Below are 26,163 nucleotides of genomic sequence, written 5' to 3' on the forward strand. Positions count from 1 at the left end.
CATCAGGCGGCAACCTGCGCCAGCAACCCATCGCGCTGCGCCAGCAGAAAGGCGCGGTCGCCGTCCTGCCGGTGCGCGTCCGGATAAGCCAGCGCCGCATCGAGCCGCGCCCGTGCCGCCGCGCTCATCGGCGGCAGGCGGCTGGCAAGGCCCTCCATGTCCTCCATCTTCGCCCAGCAATTGAGCACCAGATCGCAGCCCGCCGCAATCGCCCGCTCCCCGCGTTCGGGGATTGTGCCGGTGAGCGCCTGCATGTCGATATCATCGGTGAGCAGCAGGCCGGAAAAGCCGATTTCGCCGCGAATCACATCGGCAATGATGCGGGGCGACAGCGTGGCGGGATTGTCCGCATCCCATGCAGCGTAAAGGACATGCGCGCTCATCCCGATGGGCGCGTTCTTCAGCGCCTTGAAGGGCGCCAGGTCGCGTGTCAGCGCCTGTGTGTCCGCGTCCACCACGGGCAATTCCTTGTGGCTGTCCGCCATGGCGCGGCCATGCCCCGGCATATGCTTGACACAGCCGGTCACCCCGGCGCGCGCCAGCCCTTCGAGCACGCTGCGCCCCAGGGCCGCCACGGCCAGCGGATCGCTGCCCAGCGCCCGGTCGCCGATCACGTCATGCGCGCCCTCTTGCCGCACATCGAGAAGCGGCGCGTAATCCACCGTGATGCCCACTTCGGCCAGATCGAGGCCCAGCAAGTGCGCATTGGCGCGTGCCGCCTCCATCGCGCTGGCAGGGGCCACGGCCCACAATTCGGCAAAGGCCCAGCCGCAGGGATAGGCATCCCACACTGGCGGCTTCATCCGCGCCACGCGCCCGCCTTCCTGATCGATAGAGATCAGCAGCCGATCACGCCCGTGGATCGCACGCAAATCGTCGGTCAGCGCGCGCAATTGCGCACGGCTTTCCACATTGCGGCCGAACAGGATGTAGCCCGCAGGGTCAGCCTCGCGCAGAAAGCTGCGCTCCGCATCGGTCAGCACGGTGCCGGAAAGGCCGAAAATGGCAGGCGTCATGTGCGAAACTTCGCAGGATTACACCGCCGCTTCAAGCGCAGTCCACTGCGTTCATGTGGACAGCGACCGGGGACAGCTTACCGCTTGACCTGGCAATCGCCCCCCGCGTTGCGGATCGAACGGCACAGGGCATTGGCAGCCTCCACATCGCCGGCAATTGCCTGCAGCCGGAAGATCGTGCCGCTGTCGGCCGTGCCTTCCACCACGCGGTGGCCAAGACCCTGCAAGGCGGAATATCGACCCGAAAGCTGGGTCCAGCCTGCTTCGGCAGCGGCGCGCGTGGAATAGGCGCCGATCTGCACGCCCACGCCAGTGGCGGCACGGGCAGGCGCAGGGGTTGCCGCAGCGCCGGAGCCAGTCGCTGGCGCAGCAGCCGGAGCGGCCTCTACGTCGATCGAAGGAGCAGGCGCATCGCTGGCGATGCGGCCTTCGCGGCGCTGCCCCTCGCCCACCTCGAAACTCATGTCGCCGGTGCCTGCCACTTCGCTGCCGCCGGGATTTTCGGGGCGTTCCTTGTAGGGTTCCTCCGGCGCGGCGATGGTGCTGCCATCGGGAACCGCATCGCCGGCCGCCTGCCGCGAAAGGAAATGATTGGCCGCCAACAGGATTGCCGCCAGCGCCGCCACGGCAATCGCGGCGAAAATCAGGATGCGGTAATCGCTCCCCGGCTCTTCCTCGTCTTCATCGGATTCGAGCCAGGGCAGAGCGTCGTCATCGTCGCCCGTCAGGCGCAACTGCTCGCCCGCGTCATAGGCCTCGTCCTGCCCGGTCCCGTCGATGTCATCATGTTCCCCACCCACCATGTGCATCACTTACAATTCCTCCACCGCCTCCACGCCCAGCAGGGCAAGCCCGTTGCGGATTACCTGCCCGATTTGGACGCACAGGAAAAGCCTCGCCTGCGTAAGCTCTGGGGAATGTGCCACCATGACCCGTTTTGCCGCATCGTCATTGCCGAGGTTCCAATAGGCATGGAAAGCGGCCGCCAGATCATAGAGATAGAAGGCGATGCGGTGCGGTTCGCGCGCCTTGGCGGCGGCTTCCACCTCGCGCGGGAATTGCGCCGCCAGCTTCACCAGCGCGAGGTCATCCTCGCCCAGCAAGTCGAGATGGGCATCCGAAGGAGCAAGACCTTCCGCCGCCGCCTTGCGCAGGATCGAGGAGATGCGCGCATGGGCATACTGGACGTAGAAAACCGGGTTGTCCTTGCTGGCTTCCACCACCTTGGCAAAGTCGAAATCCATTTGTGCTTCGGGCTTGCGCGCCAGCATGGTGAAGCGGACCACGTCCTTGCCCACTTCCTCCACCATGTCGGCGATGGTGACGAAATTGCCGCTGCGCTTGGACATCTTGGCCGGTTCGCCATTGCGCAGCAATTGCACCATCTGCACCAGCTTCACATCGAAGGGGATCGGCTTGCCCTGCCCTTCGCTCAGCGCCGCAACGGCCGCCTTGATCCGCTTCACCGTGCCCGCATGGTCCGCGCCCCAGATGTCGATCAGCTCGTCGGCGGTTTCCGCCTTCTGCATGTGGTAGGCGAGATCCGCGCCGAAATAGGTCCACTTGCCATCGCTCTTGCGGATGGGGCGATCCTGATCGTCACCAAACTTGGTGGAACGGAACAGCGGCAGCGCCACCGGCTCCCAATCGTCGAGCACCTTGCCCTTGGGCTGTTCGAGCACGCCATCATAGACCAGATCGTGTGCGCGCAGCCACTTCTCGGCCTCTTCCGGCTTGCCAGCAGCCTGCAATTCCGCCTCGGACGAAAACACATCGTGGCGGATGCCCAGCAGCGCCAAGTCGGCGCGGATCTGGTCCATCATCGCGGCGACGGCTTCGGCCTTGAACAGCGCAAGCCATTCGCTCTCAGGCTGGCCGACATATCTGGCGCCGAACCTGTCCGCCAGACGCTGACCCACGGGCACCAGATATTCGCCGGGATACATGCCCGCCGGAATTTCGCCGATCTCCTCGCCCAGCGCCTCGCGGTAACGCAGGTGGGCAGAGCGCGCGAGCGTGTCGACCTGGCTGCCCGCATCGTTGACATAATATTCGCGGATCACCTGATGCCCAGCATATTCGAGCAGCGCGGCCAGCGCATCGCCCACCACCGCGCCGCGGCAATGGCCCATATGCATCGGGCCGGTGGGATTGGCAGAGACATATTCGACATTCACGCGCCGCCCCTGCCCCATGGTGGAACGGCCGTAATCCGCCCCCAGCCGGGCAATCGCGGCCAGTTCCTCCAGCCAGTTTACATTTGCGAGGCGCAGATTGATGAATCCCGGCCCGGCAATCTCGGCGCTGGTGATCGCGGGATCGGCGGCCAGCTTTTCCACGATTTGTTCTGCCAGACTGCGCGGATTGGTGGCAGCAGGCTTGGCCAGCACCATCGCGGCGTTGGTGGCCAGATCGCCATGCGCGGGGTCGCGCGGCGGTTCCACGCTCACATGGCTGCGTGCAATTCCAGCGGGCAGCCGGCCTTCCGCTTCCAGCGCGGCAAGCACAGCGTGGATCCGGGCCGAGAAGGCGGCGTAGAGCGTGTTCACATCAGTCATGGCCAGCGCCGTTAGCCGGTTTGACCCGCGAACGGAAGGCGCGGCCGCGACCTGCTGTGCAGCGCAAGCCTAGCGGGTCGCGTTATAGGCCAGTTGATCGTCGGTCAGCTGGAAGCCGATCAGCAGTTCGAACGTGGCACGAGTCACGGCGGCGCGCACTTCGGGCAGGGTCAACGGATCGATCGCGGCGTCCTCGTCCCCGGCGCGGCGCGTGCGCGTGATGCGTTCGCGGATTTCCGGCGGCAGTGTCGCCTCGGCCCGGTTGACCACGGCCCCCGCCGTGCCCATGGCGCTGGCGCGGGCCTGCCCATCGGCAAAGCTGACCGTGACCGTGCCCAGCCGCTTGGCCACGACCGAATCCCCGCCGCGCAGCACGGTGCCGAAATAGGGCAGCTCCACGGTGCGGGCACCAGTGGTGTTGCGGCGCGTGGCCTGCACTTCAAAGGTGGCATTGGTCTGCACTTCGGCGGCCGATTCGGTGCAGGTGCTGCGCACATTGGTGATGATCGCGGTCACATCGATGGCATCGGCAGTGGTCGCGGTGGCGGGCGCGAACAGGGTGATGTCGCCGGTATAGTCGGCAATACCCACCGCCGGGCAGGCCGTGCGCACGGCCGTAATGCCCACGCCTTGCTGCACCACGATGTCGCCGGAAGTCTTGCAACCGGCAAGGCCAATGGCGGCGATGGCGGCAACCAATACGATACGCAGGGTCATTCCGGATCCTTGTGTCCTTTGCAAGATGCTGCCCCTACCCCTTTCGCTATCCCGCGACAACCGCTAGTGCCGTGGATATGAACGCTCCCTTTCCCGAAACGCCATTTCCGGACACGGCTGTGAAGGCCGGTTTGCAGCCGCTCAACATCCTGATCGCCGCGCCGCGCGGATTCTGCGCCGGGGTAGACCGCGCGATCGAAATCGTGGAACGGGCTCTCGAAAGGTATGGCGCGCCGGTCTATGTCCGCCACGAAATCGTGCACAACCGCTATGTGGTGGACGGGCTGAAAGCCAAGGGTGCCATCTTCGTGGAGGAACTGGACGAGGTGCCCGAAGGCGTGCCCGTGGTCTTTTCCGCGCACGGCGTGCCCAAGAGCGTGCCCGCCGAGGCGGAGCGGCGGCAGATGATCTATGTCGATGCGACCTGCCCGCTGGTGTCCAAGGTGCACCGCCAGGCCGAACGCCAGATCGAGGCCGGGCGGCATATCCTGTTCATCGGCCACAAGGGCCATCCGGAGGTGATCGGCACATTCGGCCAGGTTCCCGATGGCGCGATGACGCTGGTGGAAACGGTCGAGGATGTCGCAGCGCTTGAGGTGCCGCAAGGCCGGCCGCTCGCCTTCCTGACGCAGACCACGTTGTCGGTGGACGATACAGCCGACATCATCGCCGCCTTGCAGGCGCGCTTTCCCGATATTGTCGCACCCAAGGCAGAAGATATCTGCTATGCCACCTCCAACCGGCAGGCGGCGGTGAAGGCCATCGCGCCCAAGGCTGATCTGGTGCTGGTGATCGGCGCGCCCAATTCGTCCAATTCGCTGCGGCTGGTGGAAGTGGCCGAACGCTGCGGCACGCCCGCGCGGCTGATCCAGCGGGCATCCGAGATTGACCCGGCCTGGCTCGACAATGTGCACACCGTAGGCCTTACCGCCGGCGCATCTGCTCCCGAAGCGCTGGTGCGCGAAGTGGTCGCGCGGCTGGCCGAATGGCGCGCCATCACGGAGGAGCCGGTGCTGACGGCCGAGGAGAACATGATCTTCAAGCTGCCGCGCCAGCTTACGGAATAGGCGCGTTCGTGGCGGTCTATACCCAGCTTACCTCTGCCGATCTGGAAGAATTGATCGGCCATTACGATGTCGGCCAGCTCGTCAGCGCCAAGGGCATTGCCGAAGGCGTGTCCAATTCCAACTGGCTGATCGAGACGACAGGAAGCGGATCGGGCGGCGCGCGCTTCATCCTCACCATGTATGAACGGCGGATCGACCTGGGCGATTTGCCGTTTTTTCTCGACCTGCTCGATCATCTGGCCGCTAAGGGCTGCCCGGTACCGCGCACGATCCACGACCGCGATGGCGCCAGCTTCCGCTGGATCGGGCCCAAGGCGGTCGCTCTTATCGAATTTCTGCCCGGTGTCTCGGTCGATCTGCCCTCACCCGCACAGGCGCACGCGGTGGGCCGCGTGCTGGCGCAGATGCACCTGGCGGCCATGGATTTTCCCAAGACCCGCGCCAATGCGCTGGGGGCGGATGCCTCGGCAAAGGTGCTGGCCGAATGCGGGACGCAGAGCCTTGCGCTGATTGACCCGGCCTTGCCCGCCACCATCGGCATTGCGGCACGGATCGCGGCGGGCTGGCCGCAGGGCCTGCCGCAATCGGTGATCCATTCCGACCTGTTCCCTGACAATGTGCTGATGCGAGGGGACGAGGTTTCCGCGCTGATCGACTTCTACTTCGCCTGCAACGATGCGATGGCTTATGATCTGGCGGTGACCCACGCGGCCTGGAGCTTTACCGCAGGCGGGCGCGCTTTCCGCCATGATGTGGGCGCGGCTCTGCTGGCCGGATATCAGCAGATTCGCCCGCTGGAAGCGGCAGAGCGGTCCGCCATGCCGGTGTTGGCGCAGGCGGCAGCCTTGCGCTTTGTCTCCAGCAGGGCGCAGGATTGGCTCGATACCCCTGCCGATGCCCTGGTGACGCGCAAGGACCCGATGGATTTCGTGCGGCGGCTGGATTTCTACGCCGCGCAAGGGCCCGCGCTGTTTGCGGCATGAAGCGGGTTGATATCTTCACCGACGGGGCCTGCAAGGGCAATCCCGGCCCCGGCGGCTGGGGCGTGCTGCTGCGCATGGGGCGGCACGAAAAGGAGATGGCGGGCGGCGAGGCGTCCACCACCAACAACCGCATGGAAATGACCGCGGTTATCCGCGCGCTCAACGCCCTGATCGAGCCGTGCGAGGTGACGATCCATACCGACAGCCGCTATGTGATCGACGGCATGACCAAATGGATCGATGGCTGGAAAAAGCGCGGCTGGGTCAATGCCAGCAAGCAGCCGGTCAAGAACGCCGATCTGTGGCACGACCTGATCGAGGCAACACAGCGGCACAAGGTTTCTTGGGAATGGGTGCGCGGCCACAGCGGGCACCCGGAGAACGAGCGGGTGGACCGCCTCGCCAGCGATGCCGCCGACGAGGCGGGCCGCAAACCCGCTTAACGCAAGGCCCGCTTAGCTGTTGTCTTCCACCGGCGCGTCGGGGCCGTTCTTCTTGATTGAATCGATCGCGTTCTGCGCGCTGGCCTTGCTCGAATAGCCTTCGGACGAGAACATCGTTTCCGAATTGTATTTGAAGCGCACGCGGAACTCGCCCGCCTTGTCCTTGTAGATTTCGAACTTGTGAGCCATTGCACTGCATCCCCGGTGGTTGTTGGAGCGGACAGGCTAGACAAAGCGTTCGGGAGAGTAAACAGCCGCGTCAATGCTTTGCGTCATGGCGTCGGGCGCGCTGCCGGTGGCGATCTGCGCGGCGAGGCGCGCGGCGGCAGGCGCGGTCTGGATGCCGAAGCCGCCCTGGCCGGCGAACCAGAAGAATCCTTCGACCTGCCCATCCCATCCATAGACCGGCAGCCGGTCGGGCGCGAAGCTGCGCAGCCCCGCCCATTTGCGCTCCACCGCCGCAATCCGGCAGTCGATCACCTGGGCAAACCGGTCTATGGCGAGCGCCACATCCAGTTCCTCCGGCGCGGCATCACAGGGCGGGCTGGGCGTTTCGTCATGCGGGCTGAGCCAGATGCGCCCGCTTTCGGGCTTGAAATAGAACGATCCGTCGATCCCCAGCACCAGCGGCAGGCCAGGATGCATTTCAGGCTCGACCCGCAATTGCACCACTGTGCGGCGCAGCGGCGTGATGCCTATCGTCTGCGCACCCGCGATCTGCGCCACATCGTCCACCCACGCGCCCGCCGCATTGACCAGCACGCGCGCGGAAGCCTCTGCGCCATTCTCGAACGCTAAATGCCAGATGCGGCCGCTGCGCTGCGCCGCGATCAGGCGGTGGCCGGTGACTATCTGCGCCCCGCTGCGCCGCGCCTGCGCCAAATAATGCTGGTGGAGCGCGGCGACGTCGATATCGGCGCAATGCGGTTCGCTAATCGCTTCGACCCATTCTCCGTTCAGCCCCGGCACCAGCCGTTCCATCCCTGCGCGGGCAATGCGCGTGATTGACACACCGGTTCCGACAAAGGACTTCTCGAACGCATCGAGCTGATCCACCTGATTGGCGCGGGCGATATACAGCGCGCCGCGTTCGCGCAGGAACCCGCCTTCGCGCAGCCAATGGCCCGATGCCAGCGTCAACGGCACCACGCCCGGCCCGCCATAACATTCTTCCCAGAAGGCCGCCGATCGCCCGGTCGTGTGATAGCCGGGATGGCGTTCCGCCTCCGCCACCAGAACGCTGCCATGCGGCGCAAGTTCAGCCGCGATGCTGGCCCCGGCAATGCCGGCACCGATCACGGCAAAGTCGGCATGGTCAATCACGCGGTAACCAACCCCTCCAGAAAGGCGTCAATCGCCGCCAGCGCCTTGTTCCGCACCGGATCGGCCTCGCGCAGGATTTCGTGCGCCGCTTCGGTGCCGAATTCGAGGAAAGACACCTTTGGCAGGCGCGCAGCAGCGCGGCGGATGGCGCTCGGCGATACCAGCCTGTCACCCCGCGTGGAAAGCAGCATGACCGGCAGGGTCACTTTCTCAAGTTTTCCGGCCTGCGCCAGATGCCGCATCGAACGCGAAGCCGCCGCCACCCAGCCCCAGCTTCCCGGCCCCATGACCAGTTCGCCCCGCGCCTCGCGCCACCACGCCTCGTCCGCATAGCGCGCCGGATCATGCGTGAGCAGCGCGCCGCGTCCTTGGGGCAGTTCGCCGGGCTTCTCGCTCCATTTCCATGCCGGGCGGCGTGGATCGCCTGCGCGTGCCATGATGCCTGCCAGCGCGCCTTTCAGCCAGAGCGGCGCCCAATAGGGGGCGACATCCAGCATTGGCGCCGACAGGATCAGCGCTGCGGGCGCCGGCGACAGCGCGCCATCGGCCGCCGCGCGCAGCACCAGATGCCCGCCCATCGAATGGCCTGCCAGCACCAGCGGGCCGCTTTTCCCTGCGGCCCAGTCGCGCCAGAGCGCGGCCAGATCGGCAATCCAGATGCCGAAATCGTCGATATGCCCCGTGACGGCATCGGCGCCGAGCCGGCCCGATCCGGCCTGGCCGCGCCAGTCTGCTGCGCTGACCTGCCAGCCTTGCCTGCGCCAATGTTCGAAGGTTTCTAGATATTTTTCATAGGCATCGCCGCGTCCGGGCAGGAACAGGATATGCCCGCGTGCCGCGCCTTCGCCAGCGGGGGCAGACCAGTCGATCAGGCGGATGGGATGCCCGTCCGCGGCGCGCCAGATTCGTTCCGCTGCACCTGCCGGAATGGCGCGCCTGTCGAACGCGCGGGGCGGGTTGCCGTCACTTTGCTGAATACCAGCCTCCTGCGCTTGGTTACTTTTTAGTAAGTGATCCCCGCTAGTCAGCGAAGTCCAGGGGTTTCTCGGGGACTTAGAATGCTGGACGAACCGATCAAGTATGCACTGCTGGCGGCCTTGGCAATTGGCTTGCTGGTGGCGGCTTTTACCGATCTCAAGAGCCGCCGCATTGCCAACTGGCTGAACGGCGCGATTGCGTTGGGGGCGCCGGTGTTCTGGTATGCCGACGGCCTGTCGCTGTGGCCGGGCATAGCGATGCAGATCGGCGTCGCGGTGGCGACCTTCCTGCTGCTGTCGATCCTGTTTGCGCTGAAGGCGATGGGCGGCGGCGATGTGAAGCTGCTTACCGCACTCGCGCTGTGGATCGCGCCTGCCCATTTCCTCAAACTGCTGGTGATGATGGCCCTGCTGGGCGGCGTCCTGACGCTGGTGTTTGGCGCCTGGCACGTGATGCGCCGCCGCAAGGACCGGATCGCCATTCCCTATGGCGTGGCGATTTCCGCCGCGGGCCTGTGGGTCATCGCCAGCTTCTACATACCCCAATCGGCCATTCCCGGCCTTTCGGGGTGAACCGCATTTTAACCAATCACCTGTAACCCGGACACAACTTCAATTCCGTTACGGAACACTAAGGGGGCTTGACGCACCATGGACAAGAAGAAGCTCATTCTGCTGATGGGGGCGCTGGTCATCGCGATCGGTACCGCCCTTGCCGCACGCAGCATGTTCGCCGGCGCGGCCGCCCCTCAGGTGGAAGCTGCCCCGGTTGAACCGCAAGGCCCCAAGGTGCTGGTCGCCAAGCGCGCCCTGCCCGTGGGCACGATCATCACCGCTGATGCCATCGGCTTCCAGCTCTGGCCGGAAGAACTGGTGCAGGACGCCTATTTCATCGATGGCGAAGCGAATATGGACACGCTGCTGGGCACCGTGGTGCGCCATCCGATCACTGCGGGTGAGCCGGTGACTCAGGGCTCGCTGGTGGCACCGGGCGACCGCGGCTTCCTGGCGGCGGCTCTGGGGCCGGGGATGCGCGCGGTGACAGTGCCGGTGTCGGCCCGCACGGGCGTTGCCGGTTTCGTGTTTCCGGGCGACCGGGTCGATCTGGTGCTGACCCAGACCGTCGAAGGCGAGGAAGGCCAGGGCCTGCGCGCTGCCGAAACGATCCTGACCAATCTGCGCGTGCTCGCCACCGACCAGTCGACCGAAACCACCACCACCGAAGACGGCCGCACCGTGGTGCGCGCCTTCCGCACGGTGACGCTGGAAGTGACCCCGCGCATTGCCGAGAAGATTTCGGTCGCGCAGACCATCGGCACGCTCAGCCTGTCGCTGCGTTCGATCGCGGACAACCAGGCCGAACTCGACCGTGCGATTGCAGCCGGTGATGTGGAAATGCCCGCCGGTGCCACCCGCCAGGACGAGGAACGCATCCTGCGCCAGGTCGTCTCCCGCCCGCGCGAAGGGGCTACCACCTATGTGACCGGCGGCGATGTGTCGCGCTTCCAGCGCCGCACCATGCCGGCAATGGGCGGCACCAACGCCAACGCGGCGCCGGCTCCGGCCAATTTCGGGATGCCCAGCGTTCCCGGCGGCGCGGCCCAGCCCGCCCGGCCCGCCGGCCCCGTGGTCCGCGTAACGCGCGGCAAGGAAACCACCGAAGTGCCCGTGGCTCGCACCACGGGAACCCGGTGACCGCCATGATCGCAACCCACCTTCACCACAACTCCACCGGATCGCAGCCCGCAGGCGGATCCCAGTCGAGAGGCAAGACCATGAAGACCCGCCTTCTCAAGACCGTACTCGGCGCGGCTTGCGCGCTGGCCCCGCTGGCCGCCGTGCCTGCCAGCATCGCCCACGCCCAGTCGATCGTCAGCCCGGCGCAGGACATCGTCCTGTCGATCGGCCGCGGCGAACTCATCAATGTGCCCGGCAACATGGCCGACATTTTCGTCGCCAATGAACAGATTGCCGATGTGCAGGTGAAATCGCAGCGCCAGCTCTTCGTCATGGGCCTGTCGGGCGGGGTCACCACGATCTATGCCAGCAACGCTGCGGGCGACATCATCTGGTCGGCCAATGTGCGCGTCGGTTCCAACATTGACAGCATCGACCAGATGCTCTCGCTCGCCATGCCCGAAGCCAATATCCAGGTGGCGACCATGGGCACCAACACGGTGCTGCTGACCGGCACCGTGGCTGCACCCGAAGACGCGGCGGAGGCCGAACGGCTTGTGGCCGCCTTTGTGGGCGAGAACACCAATGTCGTCTCGCGCCTGCGCATGGCAACGCCGCTACAGGTCAATCTGCGCGTGCGCTTTGCCGAAGTCAGCCGCTCGCTGGTGCGTTCGCTCGGCGCAAACCTCACCACGATTGACGGCACCGGCGGCTTCCAGTTCGGCATCGGCCAGGGCCGCCCCGGCTTTGCCCCGACCTTCCGTCCGAACAGCGCAACGGGTGTGGGCCAGGAGCTCAAAGTGCTTATCCCCGACCCCAACAATCCGGGCCAGTTCATCGAAGTCAACGGCACCAGCATCAACCCGATCTCGCCCGGCACCACGCTGGGCGGCGTGGGCCGCCTGCTGGGCCTTGATATCGGCGCAGCACTCGACATGGCCGAACGCGAAGGTCTGGTGACGACGCTGTCCGAACCCAACCTCACCGCGCTGTCGGGCGAGACGGCCGAGTTTCTGGCCGGAGGTGAGTTCCCGATCCCGCTGAGCCAGGGCCTGGGCACCACCACGATCGAATACAAGAATTACGGCGTCAGCCTGGCTTACACCCCCACCGTGCTGGCCAACGGGCGCATCTCGCTGCGCGTCCGGCCCGAAGTGTCCGAACTGTCGAGCCAGGGTGCGGTGACGCTCAACGGCTTCCAGGTTCCGGCGCTGACCATCCGCCGCGCCGAAACCACGATCGAGCTGGGTTCGGGGCAAAGCTTCATGATCGCGGGCCTGCTCAGCAACAGCGCGCAAAACACGATCGACCGCGCACCGGGCGTGGGCGAAATCCCGATCCTGGGCAATCTGTTCCGCTCCACCGAATTCCGCCGGGGCGAAACCGAACTGGTGATCGTGGTCACGCCCTATCTGGTGCAGCCGGTCAACGACCGCGATATCCGCCTGCCCACCGACGGCTTCCGCGCGGCCACGGCAGCGGAACAGTTCCTGCTCAACCGCGAACATAATGGCGTGTCGGGCGAACTGCGCCCCATGCCGCGCGCGGCTGATCCCGCACCTGCCAACCCGGCCATCGGCATCATCGACCAGGGCGGCGAAGCCTTGGCCGGCGGTGCTGCTGCCCCCGGCTTCAGCCTGAATTGAGAGAGGTGATTGCCATGACCCATCGTATGACGCGCACCGCCGCCCCGGCCATTGCTCTCGCCCTCGTGGCCAGCCTTGGCGCCTGCACTGCGCCCAAGGGAACCTTCAACACCTCGCTCAACAGCGTCAACCAGCCTGTGGTGCAGAGCCAGAACCTCACGCTCGACCTTCGCGCCACGCAAAGCGGCCTGACCGTGCCCGAACAGGCCCGCCTTGCCCAATGGTTCGAAGCGCTGGGCCTGCGTTACGGCGACCGGATCTCGATCGACGATCCGATGGCCAATGACGGGGTGCGCGCCCACGTCGCCGCTCTCGCCAGCCGTTATGGCCTGCTGCTGGAAAACGCTGCGCCGGTAACGGCGGGCTATATGGATCCCGGCTTCGTCCGCGTCGTGGTGACGCGCTCCACCGCCTATGTCCCCAATTGCCCCAACTGGCACGGCAATGCGTCGGGCAATCTGGGCAATCACACCTCGGCCGGGTTCGGCTGCGCGGTGAACAGCAATTACGCCGCAATGGTGGCTGATCCGCAGCACCTTTTGGCAGGGGCCGTGGGCACGGGCGAGACGGTGGTGATGAGCTCGACCAAGGCCATCCAGTCCTATCGCGAGCAGGCCCCCACCGGCGCGGGCGGTCTGAACCAAGTATCCAGCCAGGACACGGGGAACTAATGCTATGAACGCTCCTTGGAAATCAGGGCCCATGGGCAACCGGGATCCCTTTGCCGCCTATATCTGCGACGAGGCCACGCTCGATGTGCTGCGTCCGGTGGTGGTGGAAATGGGCTGGGCACCGGAAAAATGCTACAGGGGCGGCCTGCGGAACGCGGTGCAGTCGCTCTCGATCTCGGCCAGCCCGGCCATCCTGTTGGTCGACCTTTCCGAAAGCGGCGACCCGCTGAACGACATCAACGCACTGGCCGAAGTGTGCGAACCGGGCACGGTGGTGATCGCCACTGGTCAGGTCAACGATGTGCGGCTGTACCGCGATCTGCTGGCCAGCGGCATTCACGATTACCTGCTGAAGCCGCTGTCGGCCACGCAGCTGCGCGACGCGCTGACCAATGCGCAGGCGGTGTTTTCCGCCCCGCGTCATGTGGATGGCGATGGCGACAAGCCGCATATTGCCACCGCCATCGTGGGCACGCGCGGCGGGGTGGGCGCTTCGACGCTGGCAACCTCACTCGCCTGGCTGTTCTCGATGGAACACCAGCGCTCCACCGCCCTGCTCGACCTCGACGTGCATTTCGGAACCGGCGCGCTCAGCCTCGATCTGGAGCCGGGCCGCGGCCTGACCGATGCGATCGAGAACCCCAGCCGCATTGACGGCCTGTTCATCGAACGCGCCATGATCCGTGCGAACGACCGGCTGGCGATCATGAGCGCCGAGGCGCCGATCAACGCGCCGCTGATGACCGATGGCACCGCTTTCCTGCAACTGGAGGAGGAATTCCGCCAGTCGTTCGAAATGACGGTGATCGATCTGCCGCGCAACATGCTGATCAATTTCCCGCATCTACTGACCGAGGTGAATGTGGTGGCGCTGGTGAGCGAACTGACGCTGGCCTCCGCGCGCGACACGATCCGCATCCTGTCGTGGCTGAAAAGCAATGCGCCCGGCGCCACGCCGATGATCGTCTGCAACCGGATGCTGACCAGCGGCAGCGAGATTTCGAAGGCCGATTTCGAAGCCTCGATCGAACGCAAGATCAACTTCATGATCCCGCTCGACCAGAAGGCGGCCGTGAACGCCGCCAAGCTGGGCCAGACCTTTGCCGAGGCGAACAAGAGCGCCAAATCGGCTCAGGTCATGCGCGATATCGCGGGCGCCATCCTTGGCGCGGGCGAAGCGGGCGGTGCTGAGGAAAAGGCGGATGGCAAGTCGGGCTCGCTGCTCGACAAGCTGGCGCTCAAATCGCTGCTGGGTTCGAAGAAGGACAAGTCTGCCGCCATGCCGGCAGAGTGACAGTTCGCCGCGCGCAATGCGTCCTGCGCAATGCAGAACGCGGCGCGCGGCAACCGGTGAAATGATCGGGTTTTAGGAAGGCAAGGGCAGACAATGGAAATCATCCAGCTTCTGATTATCGCTGGCGGGCTGACCAGCCTGATGGTCATCCTGTATCTGCTCGTGGCCGGCCCCTCGGTGAGTAAAGAGGGGCAGCGCCGTCTGGAAGCGGTGCGCTACCGCCATTCGGAAAGCACCAAGGACCGCGTGGAATCGCAACTGAAGAAGGCGATTGCAGCCCGCAAGCCCAAGAATTTCACCAAGGCCGGCGCGGATTCGCGCATCGCCGCGCTGATTCTGCGCCTCGACCGCACCGGCACGAGCTGGACGCTCAACCAGTATCTCTATGGTTCGGCCGGGTTGGCGCTGGCGGTGACCGCAGTGCTTTTTCTGCAGACCGGCGCGCTGCCGCTGTCGCTGATCGTGGGCTTGCTGGTGGGTGCAGGCCTGCCGCACATGGTGGTGGGATACCTCATCAACAAGCGCACCAACGCCTTCAACGCCAAGTTCCCCGATGCCATCGAACTGCTTGTCCGCGGCCTCAGGTCCGGCCTGCCCGTGGGCGAGACGCTGGGCGTGGTATCGGCCGAAATCCCCGGCCCCGTGGGCGAGGAATTCCGCGCGGTGACCGAACGCATCAAGATCGGCCGCACCATGGAAGAAGCGCTGCAGGAAACCGCCAACAAGCTGGGCACGGCGGAGTTCCAGTTTTTTGTCATCACCCTTGCCATCCAGCGCGAGACGGGCGGCAATCTGGCCGAAACGCTTTCCAACCTGGCCGATGTGCTGCGCAAGCGCGCGCAGATGAAGCTGAAGATCCGCGCGATGAGCTCGGAATCCAAGGCCTCGGCCTATATCGTCGGCTCGCTGCCCTTCATCGTGTTCACCATGGTTTACTGGGTCAATCCTGGCTACCTCAGCGGCTTTTTCGAGGACGACCGGCTGATCGTGGCGGGCCTTGGCGGGCTTGTCTGGATGAGCATTGGCGGCTTCATCATGGCCAAGATGGTCAGCTTCGAAATCTGATCGCGGGAAGGACACCAAGATAATGCTTACCTCTCCTCCCGGCCCTACGCTTCTCGGCGTCGATGTGATGCTGGTCGGCACGATCCTTGCCGGGATCGCCGCAGCGGCCATGTTCCTGGCAATTTATGCCGCAGTCACGGTGAAAGATCCGATGGCCAAGCGCGTCAAATCGCTCAACGCCCGCCGGGCGGAGCTGAAAACGGGCATGATCACCGGCAAGTCGAAAAAGCGGCAGAGCCTTGTCCGCAGATCCGAAACGACCGACCGGATGAAGAGCGTGCTGGAGAACATGAAGGTTCTTCAGGAAAGCCAGGTCAAGCTGATCCAGCAGAAGCTGGCGCAGGCGGGCATCCGCAACAAGGAACTGGCGGTGTTCGTGCTGTTCGGGCGCATGGTGCTGCCCGCGGTGATGGGCGTGCTGGGGGTGCTGATCTTCTACTGGAGCGACATGTTCCCCGATTGGGGTTCGCTCAAGCGCTTCCTGGGCTTTGCCGGCATGACCGTGCTGGGCTACAAGGCACCCGATCTTTACATCAAGAACCTTTCCACCAAGCGCACGCAGGCGATCCAGAAGGGCTTGCCCGATGCGCTCGACCTGCTGGTGATCTGCGCCGAAGCCGGCCTGACGGTGGACGCTGCCTTCAACCGGGTGGCGCGCGAACTCGGCCGCGCCTATCCCGAACTGGGCGACGAATTCGCGCTGACCGCGATTGAACTGTCTTTCCTGACCGAACGCCGCCAGGCATTCGAGAACCTCGCCTACCGCGTCGATCTGGACGCCGTGCGCGGCGTGGTGACCACCATGGTGCAGACCGAACGCTACGGCACCCCGCTTGCCTCGGCCTTGCGCGTCCTGTCGGCCGAATTCCGCAACGAACGCATGATGCGCGCCGAAGAAAAGGCCGCGCGTCTGCCCGCGATCATGACCGTGCCGCTGATCCTGTTCATCCTGCCGGTGCTGTTCGTGGTCATTCTTGGCCCGGCGGCCTGTTCCATCTCGGACGCCTTTTCCGAGAACTGAGGCAGCCGATCGCGAGGGCCAAACAAAAGGCCCCGCCGGGCATGACCGGCGGGGCCTTTTCGTATCGTTCGGCAGCGCGAATCAGCCGATATTGCCGCTGTCGATCCCGTCGGTGTCCAGATCGCCCACCTGTTCGCGCACCTTGTGCAGCAGGGTGCGGAACTGCCCGATCTCCTCTGGCGTCAGACTGGCGAACACGCGGCTTTCCATTTCCACCGCCAGCGGCATGATCTGGCCGTGCATCGTCCGGCCCGCTTCGGTCAGGCCCAGATGGTGCGAGCGGCCGTCCTGCGCGTTGGGCGTGCGGGCGGCAAGGCCGCGTTCCTCCAGAACCTTGCAGGCACGGTTCACCGCGACCTTGTCCATCAGCGTGCGCTGCGTCAGGTCGCGCTGCGTCAGCGGGCCGGAATCGCCCAGCACCGCCATCACGCGCCATTCGGGCACGCTGAGGCCAAACCGCTGGCGGTATTCCTGCGCAATCCGCCCGCTCACCGCGTTGGAGGTGATCGAAAGCTGGTACGGCAGAAACCGGGAAAGAGGCGTTGTCGGTTGCATAGGCAACTATCCATGTTCCAGCAGGCTGCGTATTGCAAGCCCTTCGCGCAAGCTTATTGCGCAGCGCACCGTTAAGGGGCAATTTTCAGCAGGCGCCCCGCCACCGCATCGAGCCGCGCACTGGTCGCCGGATCCCAATGGCTGCGCGGCGTGGCCATTGCGTGATCGAGCGCGGCGTCGATCGGGCTGGCAGCACGATCGGGCGGCAGTGATTGCGCCAGCGCGGCCAATGTCTGGCGGGCAAGGCCGGCATTGGCCTGCATGACCTTCAGGATGGCCGACATATCAACGCTTTCCCCCGCTTCGCGCCAGCAATCGTAATCGGTGACCATGGCCAGCAGCGCGTAAGGCAGTTCCGCCTCGCGCGCCAGACGCGCTTCGGGCATCGCGGTCATGCCGATCACCTTCGCGCCCCATTGCCGATAAAGCCGGCTTTCGGCGCGGGTGGAGAATTGCGGCCCCTCGATCACCAGATAGGTGCCCCCGCGATGCACCGTGGCCCCCGCCCCCTGCGCTGCATCCGCCGCCAGCGCAGACAGGCGCGGGCACACCGGATCGGCCATGGGCACATGCGCCACCACACCATCACCAAAGAAACTGCGCGCCCGCGTGCCCGCCGTGCGATCAATGAACTGGTCAACCGCGACGAAGCTGCCCGGTGCGATATCCTCGGCCAGCGAACCCACCGCCGAAATCGCCAGCACATCGGTCACGCCGCAGCGTTTGAGCACGTCGATATTGGCGCGGTAATTGACATGCGAGGGCGAAAGGCGATGGCCCGGCCCATGACGGGCGATGAAGGTAAAGCGCACCCCGGCCAGCCAGCCGGTTATCACCGGGCCGGACGGCTCGCCAAAGGCGCTCGCAACAGGGATCTCCTGCGCGTCGTCCAGCGTGCCGGGATCATAGAGGCCCGATCCCCCGATTACCCCGATATGCCAGCTACCCGCCATGGTGCCCCTTCCCGCCTCAGCGTGGCGGCATGCGGATGCCGCCGTCCAGCCGCACGCATTCGCCGTTGAAATAGCCGTTCTCGACCATCGTCAGCACCAGATTGGCATATTCTTCTGGCTTGCCCAGCCGCTTGGGGAAAGGCACCGATGCGGCCAGCACATCCTGCACATTCTGCGGCAGGCCCGCCAGCAGCGGCGTGTTGAAAATGCCGGGCAGGATGGTGTTGATGCGGATGCCTTCGGACATGAAATCGCGTGCGATGGGCAGCGTCATGCCCACCACCCCGCCCTTGGACGCGGAATAGGCGACCTGCCCGATCTGCCCGTCCACCGCGGCCACGCTGGCCGTGCACACCATCGCCCCGCGCTCACCATCTTCCAGCCCGTCCAGAGTCATCATTCCCGCCGCCGATTTGGCAACGCATTGAAACGTGCCGAGCAGATTGACCTTGAGCGTTTTGAGGAACAGCGCCGATTCCATCGGCACGGGCGCGCCGGTCTCCTTGTCGCGCCGCACCGTCTTGCCGATCGTGCCGATCCCGGCGCAGCACACCAGCACGCGTTCCTGACCGTGCGCGGCGCGTGCCTTGGCAAAACCGGCATCGAGCGATTCCTCGTCCGCCACATCAACGCGGCAGAATGTGCCGCCAATCTCTGCCGCTACCGCCTCACCGCGTTCGGCGTTAAGATCGAACAAGGCGACCTTGGCGCCCTTGGCCGCCAGCGCCCGCGCGCTTGCCTCGCCAAGCCCGGATGCCCCGCCGGTCACCACGGCGGCAATGCTGGAATCGATCTTCATCTGGCTCTCTCCCCAAAAGCTGTGCCGTGCGGCCTTATCCGCCAGCAGCGCCCCATGGCCGGCACGCGTTGCGGCTATGCCACAGTATCCCTGCTGGCAGAACAGGCTCCTAATGAACCCCAAGTGAGGGTCAAGAGCGCGCTCAACGCGCTGCGCGCTCGATCTTCACCTGCTGGAAACCCCGATGTGGTGAAACTGCAACAGGACTGCAACAAATCGGGCAGGAAAGTATAATTGGAATTGAAACCAGTTTCACCTTCCCGCAGTCCACGTTCAGCGCACTGCTATTTTCGTCCGCTCACCGGCCCGCGCCGGATTCGTGCAGACCAAACAAAAACCAGGCCGCCCGCCGGCTGAAAAATGGGGACTAACCTGTGAAGTTTCGAACCGCTTTGAAGGGTGCCAGCGCACCGATCGCATTGTCCGTTGCCCTGCTGGCCCAGCCGGCAGTGGCGCAGGAAGCCGCGCCGGCCCCGGCCGAGGAAGAGGAGGCCGCTGACGCAGCGGTGACCACGGGCGACACCATCTTCGTGACCGGTTCGCGCATCCGCCGCGACGAGTTCAGCTCGCCCGCGCCGCTGACCGTGATCGATCCGGCAATTTCTGCGCGCCAAGGCCTGAACAGCACGGCCGCCATGGTGCAGGGTTCGCCCATTGCCGCCGGCTCGGACCAGATCACCGCTGCGCTTTCGTCCAACTTCCTCACCAATGGCGGCACGGGCGCGGAAACGATCTCGCTGCGCGGCCTTGGCGCCGAACGCACGCTGGTGCTGCTCAACGGTCGCCGCGCCGGCCCGTCGGGCACGCGCGGCGGCGTGTCCTCGTTCGACCTCAACGTCCTGCCCCAGTCGATCGTGGGTCAGGTCGACCTGCTGAAGGATGGCGCGTCCTCGATCTACGGTTCGGACGCGGTTGCGGGCGTGGTCAACCTGATTACCAAGCGCGACCTGGACGGCATCGAATTCGACTTCTTCGGCTCGGTTCCCTTTGAAACGGGCGGCGAACAATGGTCCGCCTCCGCCACCTGGGGCAAGACTTTCGACCGCGGCCACATCATGGTTTCGGGCAGCTATTCGCGCCGGAACGAACTGGCCCGCGGCGACCGCGACTATCTGGGTTGCGGCGAAAACTACGTCTTCACCGACGAAACCTACACCACCCGCGCCGACCTGATCGACCCGCGCACCGGCCGCTTTGCCTGCGAAGCTTCGGACAGCGGCAACACCTGGGGCCATGTGTGGACGTATGATTACACTTATCTTGACTACGAACCTCGCGCTGGCGAGCCTTATCGTGGCGCCGGTTTCTTCGAGGGTCGTGACACCGATGGCTTTGCAAACATCGGCCACCCGAACGGCTCGAACATTCCGGGCAGCGACGGAAGCGGCGTGGCTACGCTTTTCCAATTCAGCTATGGCAATGACAATCTGGGCCAATACCTGCCCGGAGTAGTCCGCGAAGATTTCGGCCAGATCGGCGTTCCCGCTGGCTGGTATCCAGTAGCCTACGACCGTGCTTCGACAGCGGTGACCAATTACTATCACCCGCTGATGGACAATGACACGGTCATCCCCCAGACCAATCTGTACACGCTGTATATCGACGCGGCTTACGAGCTGACGGGCGGCATCGAGTTCTATACCGAGCTGCTGTACAACAAGCGCGACAACTTCGTGAACGCTTCAGGCCAGATCTACCAGTTCGGTCTGGGTGAAGTTTATGACTATTACTACGATTATGATTTCACTCCGGTACTGGATGATGACGGCAACCCAGTCTATGTAACGGACGCAAACGGCGCCATCCTGTATGGTAACTTCGATGAGGACGGGAGGTTCGTCACTTCGACCGATCCGTCCTTCGGCGATCCCACCCCGCTTGTGCGAGGTAACGGCCTGCAATTCCCCGGCGCGGGCACGAATGATTACATCGGCGGCTTTGGTTTCGACCCCTACGCAGCTGGCTGGCTTGGCCCGGCCGTGTTCAGCCCGACGGCTTTCAACCCGCATGCCGACAGCTCGGTTGATGTGGAATATTGGCGCGCCGTTGCCGGTTTCCGCGGCGACATCAACTCGAACTGGTCGTATGACATTTATGGCCAGTATTCGCGTTCGGAAGGCGAATATGCCAGCCAGACCGCGCTGAAGGACGCGATCGCATGCGCCAACTTCCGCAGCGGCCTGAAGGGTTATTCGAATGGCAACTGCCCCGGAGGCGTCACCCCGATCAGCAACCGCCAGAATGTGATCGTGGACTGGTTCAGCCCGCGCTTCAATTACGGCGACTTCACCGAGGCGGAATACAACTTCCTGTTCGATTGGGACGTGGGCAAGACCACCTACACCCAGATGTATGCGGAAGGCATTGTCAGCGGCGACCTGATCGATCTGTGGGCCGGCACTGTGGGCGTGGCCTTCGGCGGCACGATCCGCGAAGACAAGATCAATGACGTGCCCGGCCCGATCCGTCAGGCCGATAACGGCTTCAGCTTCGGCGGCTCGGGCGTCACCGCGGGGCGGTCGGTCACGACAGAGGCTTTCGGCGAGATCAATATCCCGCTGCTGGCTGATGTGCCCTTCATCCAGCGCCTCGACTTCACCGGTGCCGCCCGCGTCACCAATGTGAAGGCGACCCGCGCATCGGATGGCTTCTCGGACACCACCAACGGCAACTGGACCTACAAGCTGGGCCTCGACTGGGAAGTGAACGACTGGCTGCGTTTCCGCGGCACCTACGGCACCTCCTACCGCGCGCCTGCCCTGTTCGAACAGTTCCTGGCCGATCAGGTAGGCTTCACCTCGCAGCGCAACGCAGACCCCTGTATCCAGTGGGGCCTCAACCTGGCGCAGGGCAATATCAGCCAGCGTTTTGCGGATAACTGCGCAGCCGATGGCGTGCCGGCCAACCACACCGGCGCGGGCGTTTCGACCGCGGTCGTTTCGGGCGGCGGCATCGGCGTGCTGGAGCCGGAAACCTCGAAGGCCTGGACCGCTTCGGCAGTGTTCACGCCGCGCTTCGCCTTCCTGCCCGACACCACGTTCAGCTTCGCGGTCGATTACTTCAACATCGAGGTGAACGGGGAAATCGCGCAGTTGGGCGCCCGTAACGTGATGGCCCAGTGCTATGCTTCGGACTTCTTCCCGAACGATCCGCTGTGCCAGTCGTTCTACCGCTTCAACGATTTCGACAACGGCAATGTCCCTGCGGAGTTCGAGAATTACAACGCAACGGGCGGCAACCGGAACAACGTCGCGGTCATCTTCGACAAGTTCTTCAACATCAACAGCCAGCAGAACCGTGGCGTGGACGTGACGACCCGCATCGTCCACGACTTCTCCGGCGACACCACGCTGACCTTCCAGGCCCAGATGACCTGGCAGACGCGTGACCGTGTGGCTCTGTTCAGCGGCTTGTTCGAGGACAATAACGGCGAAGCCGGCGATCCGGTGTGGGTTGGCGACTTCGTGCTTAACCTCGAAACCGGCCCGTGGAACTTCTTCTATGGCCTCGACGTGATCGGCAAGACGAACGATGAAGAAGACTTCATCGACCAGAACGGCACGCTGTGCCCGACCTACCGGTCGCTGGGCACGGTCTGTGTGAACCTGCGGACCCAGGCGCAGTTCTATCACGCCCTGTCGGTCAGCCGTGAAATCAACGACAATTTCCGCATCACGGCGGGTATGTCGAACGTGACCAACAACCGCCCGCCGCGCACCACCCAGATCGGTGGCGACGGCACGCGCAGCCTGGGTCAGGGCCTGCTGTATTCGCAGTATGACCTGCTCGGCCGCCGGGCGTTCGTGAACCTCAACTTCCGCTACTGATCGCGGCAGCCGAAGCTGAAATAACCGGGGCGGCGGGTGACAAACCCGCCGCCCTTGGTTTATCCGCTGTCCTCAACCCAAAAAGCGACAACCGAAAGTTGGCCCTATGGCGCAGCAGCGCACCCCGATCCGGCTGAAGGCCGATACGCTCGACCAGGAAACCGTGAAGTTCGCCAGCCCCCGGCTGCGGCAGTCGATCTTCCTCAATTCGGTGCCCAAATCCGGCTCGCACCTGCTCAAGAATATCATGCGCATGTTCGTGCCGCTGCAGGACCATTACGGGAAGCATTTCATCCAGTGGGGCAATCTGCGCGAACATATTGCCGCCTTCGACCCGCGCCGCCCGCAATTAAGCTGGGGGCACCTGATGTTTACCGATACATCCGCCGCGCACACCGCCCATGCGCGCAAGATCATCCTGGTGCGCGATCCGCACAGCTGGGTGCTGGCGCGCGCGCGCTTTTATGTCTCCGACCAGTTCGGCGACAATTCCACCGTCATCAAGCAGTCGGGCATGTCGGCTGAACACCTCATCAACCTGATGATCTTCGGCATCCACCAGCAGGCGCTGCCTATGCGCGACATGTTCAACCTGACAGCGGTTGCCTGGCGTGGGCCGCAATCGACCTGGGTGAAATACGAAGACCTGGTGCACGCGGTAAAGAATGTGGACACACCTGCGGGCGAGGCCTTCTTCCTCAGGCTGATGGAACTGGCGGGCCTTCCCGGCCTACCCGATGATTGGCGTGAACGGGTGAAGATCGGGTCGGACCGCAAGCAGAGCGGCACCGCGCGCGAGAACCTGCGCGATGTGAAGATCACCATTCCCGACGAGTTGAGCGATGAGCACAAGGAACTGATTGCCTACGCCGCGCCGGGGCTGCGCAAGCTTCTCGGCTACGAATAGCAAGAGGGCCGGACATCGCTGCCCGGCCCCCCTTTTTGCTTAGCCTACCGTCATCTTCAGCGCACCGTCGCCTTCGTCAATTTGCACCGTCGAGCCATCGGGCACCTCGCCCGCCAGGATCATCTCGGCCAGCGGATCCTGCACATAACGCTGCACCGCGCGTTTCAGCGGCCTTGCGCCATAGACCGGATCGTAACCCACCCGCCCCAACCATGCGAGCGCGCCTTCGGTGAGGTCGAGCGTGATCTTGCGGTCTTTGAGCAGCTTCTGCACCCGGCCGACCTGAATCTTCACAATCGGGGCCATATGCTCCTGCCCCAGGCGGTGGAACAGGATGATCTCGTCCAGCCGGTTGAGGAATTCGGGCCGGAAATGGGCACGCACCACGTCCATCACCTGCGGTTCCACCTCGGACACATCCTGCCCGTCCGCCAGCCCTGCCAGATACTGGCTGCCCAGATTGCTGGTGAGGATGATGAGCGTGTTGGAGAAATCGACCACGCGGCCCTGTCCATCGGTCAGACGGCCATCGTCGAGCACCTGCAGCAGCACATTGAACACGTCGCTGTGCGCCTTCTCCACCTCGTCGAACAGCACCACCTGATAGGGGCGGCGGCGCACCGCTTCGGTCAGCACCCCGCCCTCGTCATAGCCGACATAGCCGGGAGGCGCGCCGATCAGGCGGGCGACCGAGTGCTTCTCCATAAATTCGCTCATGTCGATGCGCACCATCGCGCTGTCGTCGTCAAACAGGAATTCGGCAAGCGCCTTGGTCAGCTCGGTCTTGCCCACGCCCGTGGGGCCAAGGAACAGGAAGGATCCGAGCGGACGCTGAGGATCCTTGAGGCCTGCCCGTGCACGCCTGACCGCCTTCGACACCGCCTGAACGGCCGCCTGCTGCCCGATTACGCGCGCACCGAGGACATCCTCCATCTTGAGGAGCTTCTCGCGCTCGCCTGCCATCATCTTGTCCACCGGGATGCCCGTCCAGCGGCTGACGACAGAGGCGATGTCATCCTCGGTCACTTCTTCCCGCAACAGCGCGTTTTCGCTTTGCGCCTGCGCATCGGCCAGCTGCTTTTCGAGCGCGGGGATGGTGCCATAGGACAGCTCACCCGCGCGGGCGAGGTCGCCCTGACGCTGCGCCTGCTCCAGTTCGATCCGGGCGCGGTCGAGTTCTTCCTTGATGCGCGCTTCGGCGTGGATCTTGTCGCGCTCGTTCTGCCAGCGCGTGGTCAGTTCGGCGCTTTGCTGTTCCAGATTGGCGAGCTCGCTGCGCAGCGTCTGCAGCCGGTCCTTGCTGGCCGCGTCGCTTTCCTTGGCCAGCGCCGATTCCTCGATCTTGAGCTGGATGATGCGCCGGTCGAGATTTTCGATTTCCTCCGGCTTGCTTTCCACCTCCATGCGGATGCGGCTGGCGGCCTCGTCCATCAGGTCGATTGCCTTGTCGGGCAGAAAGCGGTCGGAAATGTAGCGGTTGGACAGCTGCGCCGCCGCCACGATCGCCCCGTCGGTGATGCGCACACCGTGGTGCAGCTCGTATTTCTCCTTCAGCCCGCGCAGGATGGAAATCGTATCCTCCACGCTCGGTTCGGACACGAAAACCGGCTGGAAACGGCGCTGGAGCGCGGCATCCTTCTCGACATATTTCTGGTATTCATCGAGCGTTGTCGCGCCGATGCAGTGCAGCTCGCCGCGTGCCAGGGCGGGCTTCAGCAGATTGCCTGCATCCATGCTGCCTTCGGACGCGCCCGCGCCGATCAGCGTGTGCATCTCGTCAATGAACAGGATGATCTGTCCTTCGGCGGCCTTCACCTCGTCGAGCACGCTCTTCAGCCGTTCCTCGAACTCGCCGCGATATTTCGCACCCGCAATCATCGCGCCCAGATCAAGGCTCATCAGCGTGCGGTCCTTGAGGCTGTCGGGCACATCGCCATTGGCAATGCGCAGCGCGAGGCCTTCGGCAATCGCGGTCTTGCCGGTGCCGGGTTCACCGATCAGGACGGGGTTGTTCTTGGTGCGGCGGGCCAGGATCTGGATCGTGCGGCGGATTTCCTCGTCACGCCCGATGACGGGGTCAAGCTTGCCGTCGCGCGCCGCCTGCGTCAGATCGCGGGCGAATTTCTTCAGCGCGTCATAGCTTGCCTCGGCATTGGCGCTGTCCGCGCTCTTGCCCTTGCGCAAGGCCTCTATCGCAGCGTTGAGCGCCTGCGGGGTCACGCCTGCCGCCGCCAATGCCTTGCCCGCCCCGGTCGTGCTGGCCAGTGCCAGCGCGGTGAGCAGGCGCTCCACCGTGACATAGGCATCGCCCGCCTTGGTGGCGAGCTGTTCGGCGGAATCGAGCACGCGTACCGCATCATTATCGAGTCCCGGCGTCGCCTGTGCGCCCGATCCCGATACGGCCGGAATCTTGCCCAGTTCCTTGTCCACTTCGGCCACGGCCAGACGCGCATCGCCGCCCGCGCGGGCGATCAGCCCGGCTGCCATGCCTTCGCTGTCTTCCAGCAGCGCCTTCAGGATATGATTGGGCGTGATCCGCTGGTGGCTCATGCGGATGGCAACGGTCTGCGCGGCTTGCAGAAAGCCCTTCGCGCGGTCGGTAAATTTCTCAAGGTTCATGGCTTCAAGCCCCTTCCAATTGCAGTCCCGCACCAGATAGTGTTG

At 64.5% G+C, this 26,163-nt stretch carries 23 protein-coding genes; 12 read left to right on the forward strand and 11 right to left on the reverse strand.

Going from position 1 to position 26,163, the window contains the following annotated elements; all coding sequences use genetic code 11:
* Positions 1 to 2: 2 nt before the first annotated feature.
* The 4 genes from nagZ to WFP39_RS02395 form a co-directional block, all read right to left on the reverse strand.
* The gene (gene nagZ / locus WFP39_RS02380) at positions 3 to 1,016 is read right to left on the reverse strand and encodes a beta-N-acetylhexosaminidase (RefSeq protein ID WP_336917543.1); all 1,014 of its coding nucleotides are present in this window, start codon (positions 1,014 to 1,016) and stop codon (positions 3 to 5) included.
* 77 nt (positions 1,017 to 1,093) lie between these two features.
* A complete protein-coding gene (locus WFP39_RS02385; protein ID WP_336917810.1) occupies positions 1,094 to 1,825 on the reverse strand; it encodes an SPOR domain-containing protein in 732 nt (243 codons plus the stop codon).
* Positions 1,826 to 1,828: 3 nt separating this feature from the next.
* Positions 1,829 to 3,574, reverse strand: a complete 1,746-nt coding sequence (gene argS, locus WFP39_RS02390; RefSeq protein ID WP_336917544.1) for an arginine--tRNA ligase — start codon at positions 3,572 to 3,574, stop codon at positions 1,829 to 1,831.
* Between the two features lie 69 nt (positions 3,575 to 3,643).
* Positions 3,644 to 4,291 carry a hypothetical protein gene (locus tag WFP39_RS02395; RefSeq protein ID WP_336917545.1) on the reverse strand — a complete coding sequence of 216 codons (648 nt, stop codon included), beginning with the start codon at positions 4,289 to 4,291 and terminating at the stop codon, positions 3,644 to 3,646.
* Positions 4,292 to 4,368: 77 nt separating this feature from the next.
* On the opposite strand from WFP39_RS02395, the gene ispH reads away from it, so the two are divergent.
* The 3 genes from ispH to rnhA are packed head-to-tail and all read left to right on the forward strand — an operon-like array spanning position 4,369 to position 6,784.
* The gene (gene ispH, locus WFP39_RS02400; protein ID WP_336917546.1) at positions 4,369 to 5,358 is read left to right on the forward strand and encodes a 4-hydroxy-3-methylbut-2-enyl diphosphate reductase; all 990 of its coding nucleotides are present in this window, start codon (positions 4,369 to 4,371) and stop codon (positions 5,356 to 5,358) included.
* Positions 5,359 to 5,366: 8 nt separating this feature from the next.
* A complete protein-coding gene (gene thrB / locus WFP39_RS02405; RefSeq protein ID WP_336917547.1) occupies positions 5,367 to 6,341 on the forward strand; it encodes a homoserine kinase in 975 nt (324 codons plus the stop codon).
* Entirely contained in the window at positions 6,338 to 6,784 is a 447-nt protein-coding gene (gene rnhA / locus WFP39_RS02410; RefSeq protein WP_336917548.1) for a ribonuclease HI, read from the forward strand. Before thrB ends, rnhA begins: the two co-directional genes overlap by 4 nt.
* A 12-nt stretch (positions 6,785 to 6,796) precedes the next feature.
* On the opposite strand, the gene WFP39_RS02415 is transcribed toward rnhA, so the two are convergent.
* The 3 genes from WFP39_RS02415 to WFP39_RS02425 are packed head-to-tail and all read right to left on the reverse strand — an operon-like array spanning position 6,797 to position 9,240.
* Complete coding sequence (locus WFP39_RS02415) at positions 6,797 to 6,973, reverse strand: YegP family protein (RefSeq protein ID WP_336917549.1); 177 nt, start codon at positions 6,971 to 6,973, stop codon at positions 6,797 to 6,799.
* 36 nt (positions 6,974 to 7,009) lie between these two features.
* Positions 7,010 to 8,104, reverse strand: a complete 1,095-nt coding sequence (locus WFP39_RS02420) for an NAD(P)/FAD-dependent oxidoreductase (protein ID WP_336917811.1) — start codon at positions 8,102 to 8,104, stop codon at positions 7,010 to 7,012.
* Positions 8,104 to 9,240 carry an alpha/beta hydrolase gene (locus WFP39_RS02425; protein WP_336917812.1) on the reverse strand — a complete coding sequence of 379 codons (1,137 nt, stop codon included), beginning with the start codon at positions 9,238 to 9,240 and terminating at the stop codon, positions 8,104 to 8,106. Before WFP39_RS02425 ends, WFP39_RS02420 begins: the two co-directional genes overlap by 1 nt.
* On the opposite strand from WFP39_RS02425, the gene WFP39_RS02430 reads away from it, so the two are divergent.
* The 7 genes from WFP39_RS02430 (at position 9,166) to WFP39_RS02460 (ending at position 16,458) form a co-directional block, all read left to right on the forward strand.
* Complete coding sequence (locus WFP39_RS02430) at positions 9,166 to 9,657, forward strand: A24 family peptidase (protein WP_336917550.1); 492 nt, start codon at positions 9,166 to 9,168, stop codon at positions 9,655 to 9,657. The genes WFP39_RS02425 and WFP39_RS02430 overlap by 75 nt on opposite strands.
* 78 nt (positions 9,658 to 9,735) lie before the next feature.
* Positions 9,736 to 10,779: a Flp pilus assembly protein CpaB gene (gene cpaB, locus WFP39_RS02435; RefSeq protein ID WP_336917551.1), complete on the forward strand. Its 1,044-nt coding sequence runs from the start codon at positions 9,736 to 9,738 to the stop codon at positions 10,777 to 10,779.
* A gap of 80 nt (positions 10,780 to 10,859) precedes the next feature.
* Entirely contained in the window at positions 10,860 to 12,407 is a 1,548-nt protein-coding gene (locus tag WFP39_RS02440; RefSeq protein ID WP_336917552.1) for a type II and III secretion system protein family protein, read from the forward strand.
* Positions 12,408 to 12,421: 14 nt separating this feature from the next.
* Positions 12,422 to 13,078, forward strand: a complete 657-nt coding sequence (locus tag WFP39_RS02445) for a CpaD family pilus assembly protein (protein ID WP_336917553.1) — start codon at positions 12,422 to 12,424, stop codon at positions 13,076 to 13,078.
* A 4-nt stretch (positions 13,079 to 13,082) separates the two neighbouring features.
* Positions 13,083 to 14,372 (forward strand): pilus assembly protein CpaE, encoded by a 1,290-nt coding sequence (locus WFP39_RS02450; protein ID WP_336917554.1) that lies wholly within the window; start codon positions 13,083 to 13,085, stop codon positions 14,370 to 14,372.
* 93 nt (positions 14,373 to 14,465) lie between these two features.
* A complete protein-coding gene (locus WFP39_RS02455; protein ID WP_336917555.1) occupies positions 14,466 to 15,437 on the forward strand; it encodes a type II secretion system F family protein in 972 nt (323 codons plus the stop codon).
* Positions 15,438 to 15,459: 22 nt separating this feature from the next.
* Positions 15,460 to 16,458 (forward strand): type II secretion system F family protein, encoded by a 999-nt coding sequence (locus WFP39_RS02460; protein ID WP_336917556.1) that lies wholly within the window; start codon positions 15,460 to 15,462, stop codon positions 16,456 to 16,458.
* A gap of 81 nt (positions 16,459 to 16,539) precedes the next feature.
* Here WFP39_RS02460 and WFP39_RS02465 read toward each other — a convergent pair whose 3' ends face one another.
* From WFP39_RS02465 to WFP39_RS02475, 3 genes are all read right to left on the reverse strand, one after another.
* Positions 16,540 to 17,013 (reverse strand): MarR family winged helix-turn-helix transcriptional regulator, encoded by a 474-nt coding sequence (locus WFP39_RS02465; RefSeq protein ID WP_336917557.1) that lies wholly within the window; start codon positions 17,011 to 17,013, stop codon positions 16,540 to 16,542.
* Positions 17,014 to 17,084: 71 nt separating this feature from the next.
* A complete protein-coding gene (gene mtnP, locus WFP39_RS02470) occupies positions 17,085 to 17,966 on the reverse strand; it encodes an S-methyl-5'-thioadenosine phosphorylase (protein WP_336917558.1) in 882 nt (293 codons plus the stop codon).
* A gap of 16 nt (positions 17,967 to 17,982) precedes the next feature.
* Positions 17,983 to 18,765 (reverse strand): SDR family oxidoreductase, encoded by a 783-nt coding sequence (locus WFP39_RS02475; RefSeq protein ID WP_336917559.1) that lies wholly within the window; start codon positions 18,763 to 18,765, stop codon positions 17,983 to 17,985.
* Positions 18,766 to 19,139: 374 nt separating this feature from the next.
* Between WFP39_RS02475 and WFP39_RS02480 the strand changes: the two genes are divergently transcribed.
* Together WFP39_RS02480 and WFP39_RS02485 are read left to right on the forward strand one after the other, a co-directional pair.
* Complete coding sequence (locus WFP39_RS02480) at positions 19,140 to 22,592, forward strand: TonB-dependent receptor domain-containing protein (protein ID WP_336917560.1); 3,453 nt, start codon at positions 19,140 to 19,142, stop codon at positions 22,590 to 22,592.
* A gap of 106 nt (positions 22,593 to 22,698) precedes the next feature.
* Positions 22,699 to 23,499, forward strand: a complete 801-nt coding sequence (locus tag WFP39_RS02485) for a hypothetical protein (protein ID WP_336917561.1) — start codon at positions 22,699 to 22,701, stop codon at positions 23,497 to 23,499.
* A gap of 39 nt (positions 23,500 to 23,538) precedes the next feature.
* On the opposite strand, the gene clpB is transcribed toward WFP39_RS02485, so the two are convergent.
* Positions 23,539 to 26,118, reverse strand: coding sequence for an ATP-dependent chaperone ClpB (clpB, locus tag WFP39_RS02490; RefSeq protein ID WP_336917562.1), 2,580 nt, complete (start codon positions 26,116 to 26,118; stop codon positions 23,539 to 23,541).
* Positions 26,119 to 26,163 lie beyond the last annotated feature (45 nt).

It is taken from the genome of Alteraurantiacibacter lauratis (assembly GCF_037154155.1).
In the GTDB taxonomy this organism is placed as follows: Bacteria; Pseudomonadota; Alphaproteobacteria; order Sphingomonadales; family Sphingomonadaceae; genus Alteraurantiacibacter; species Alteraurantiacibacter lauratis.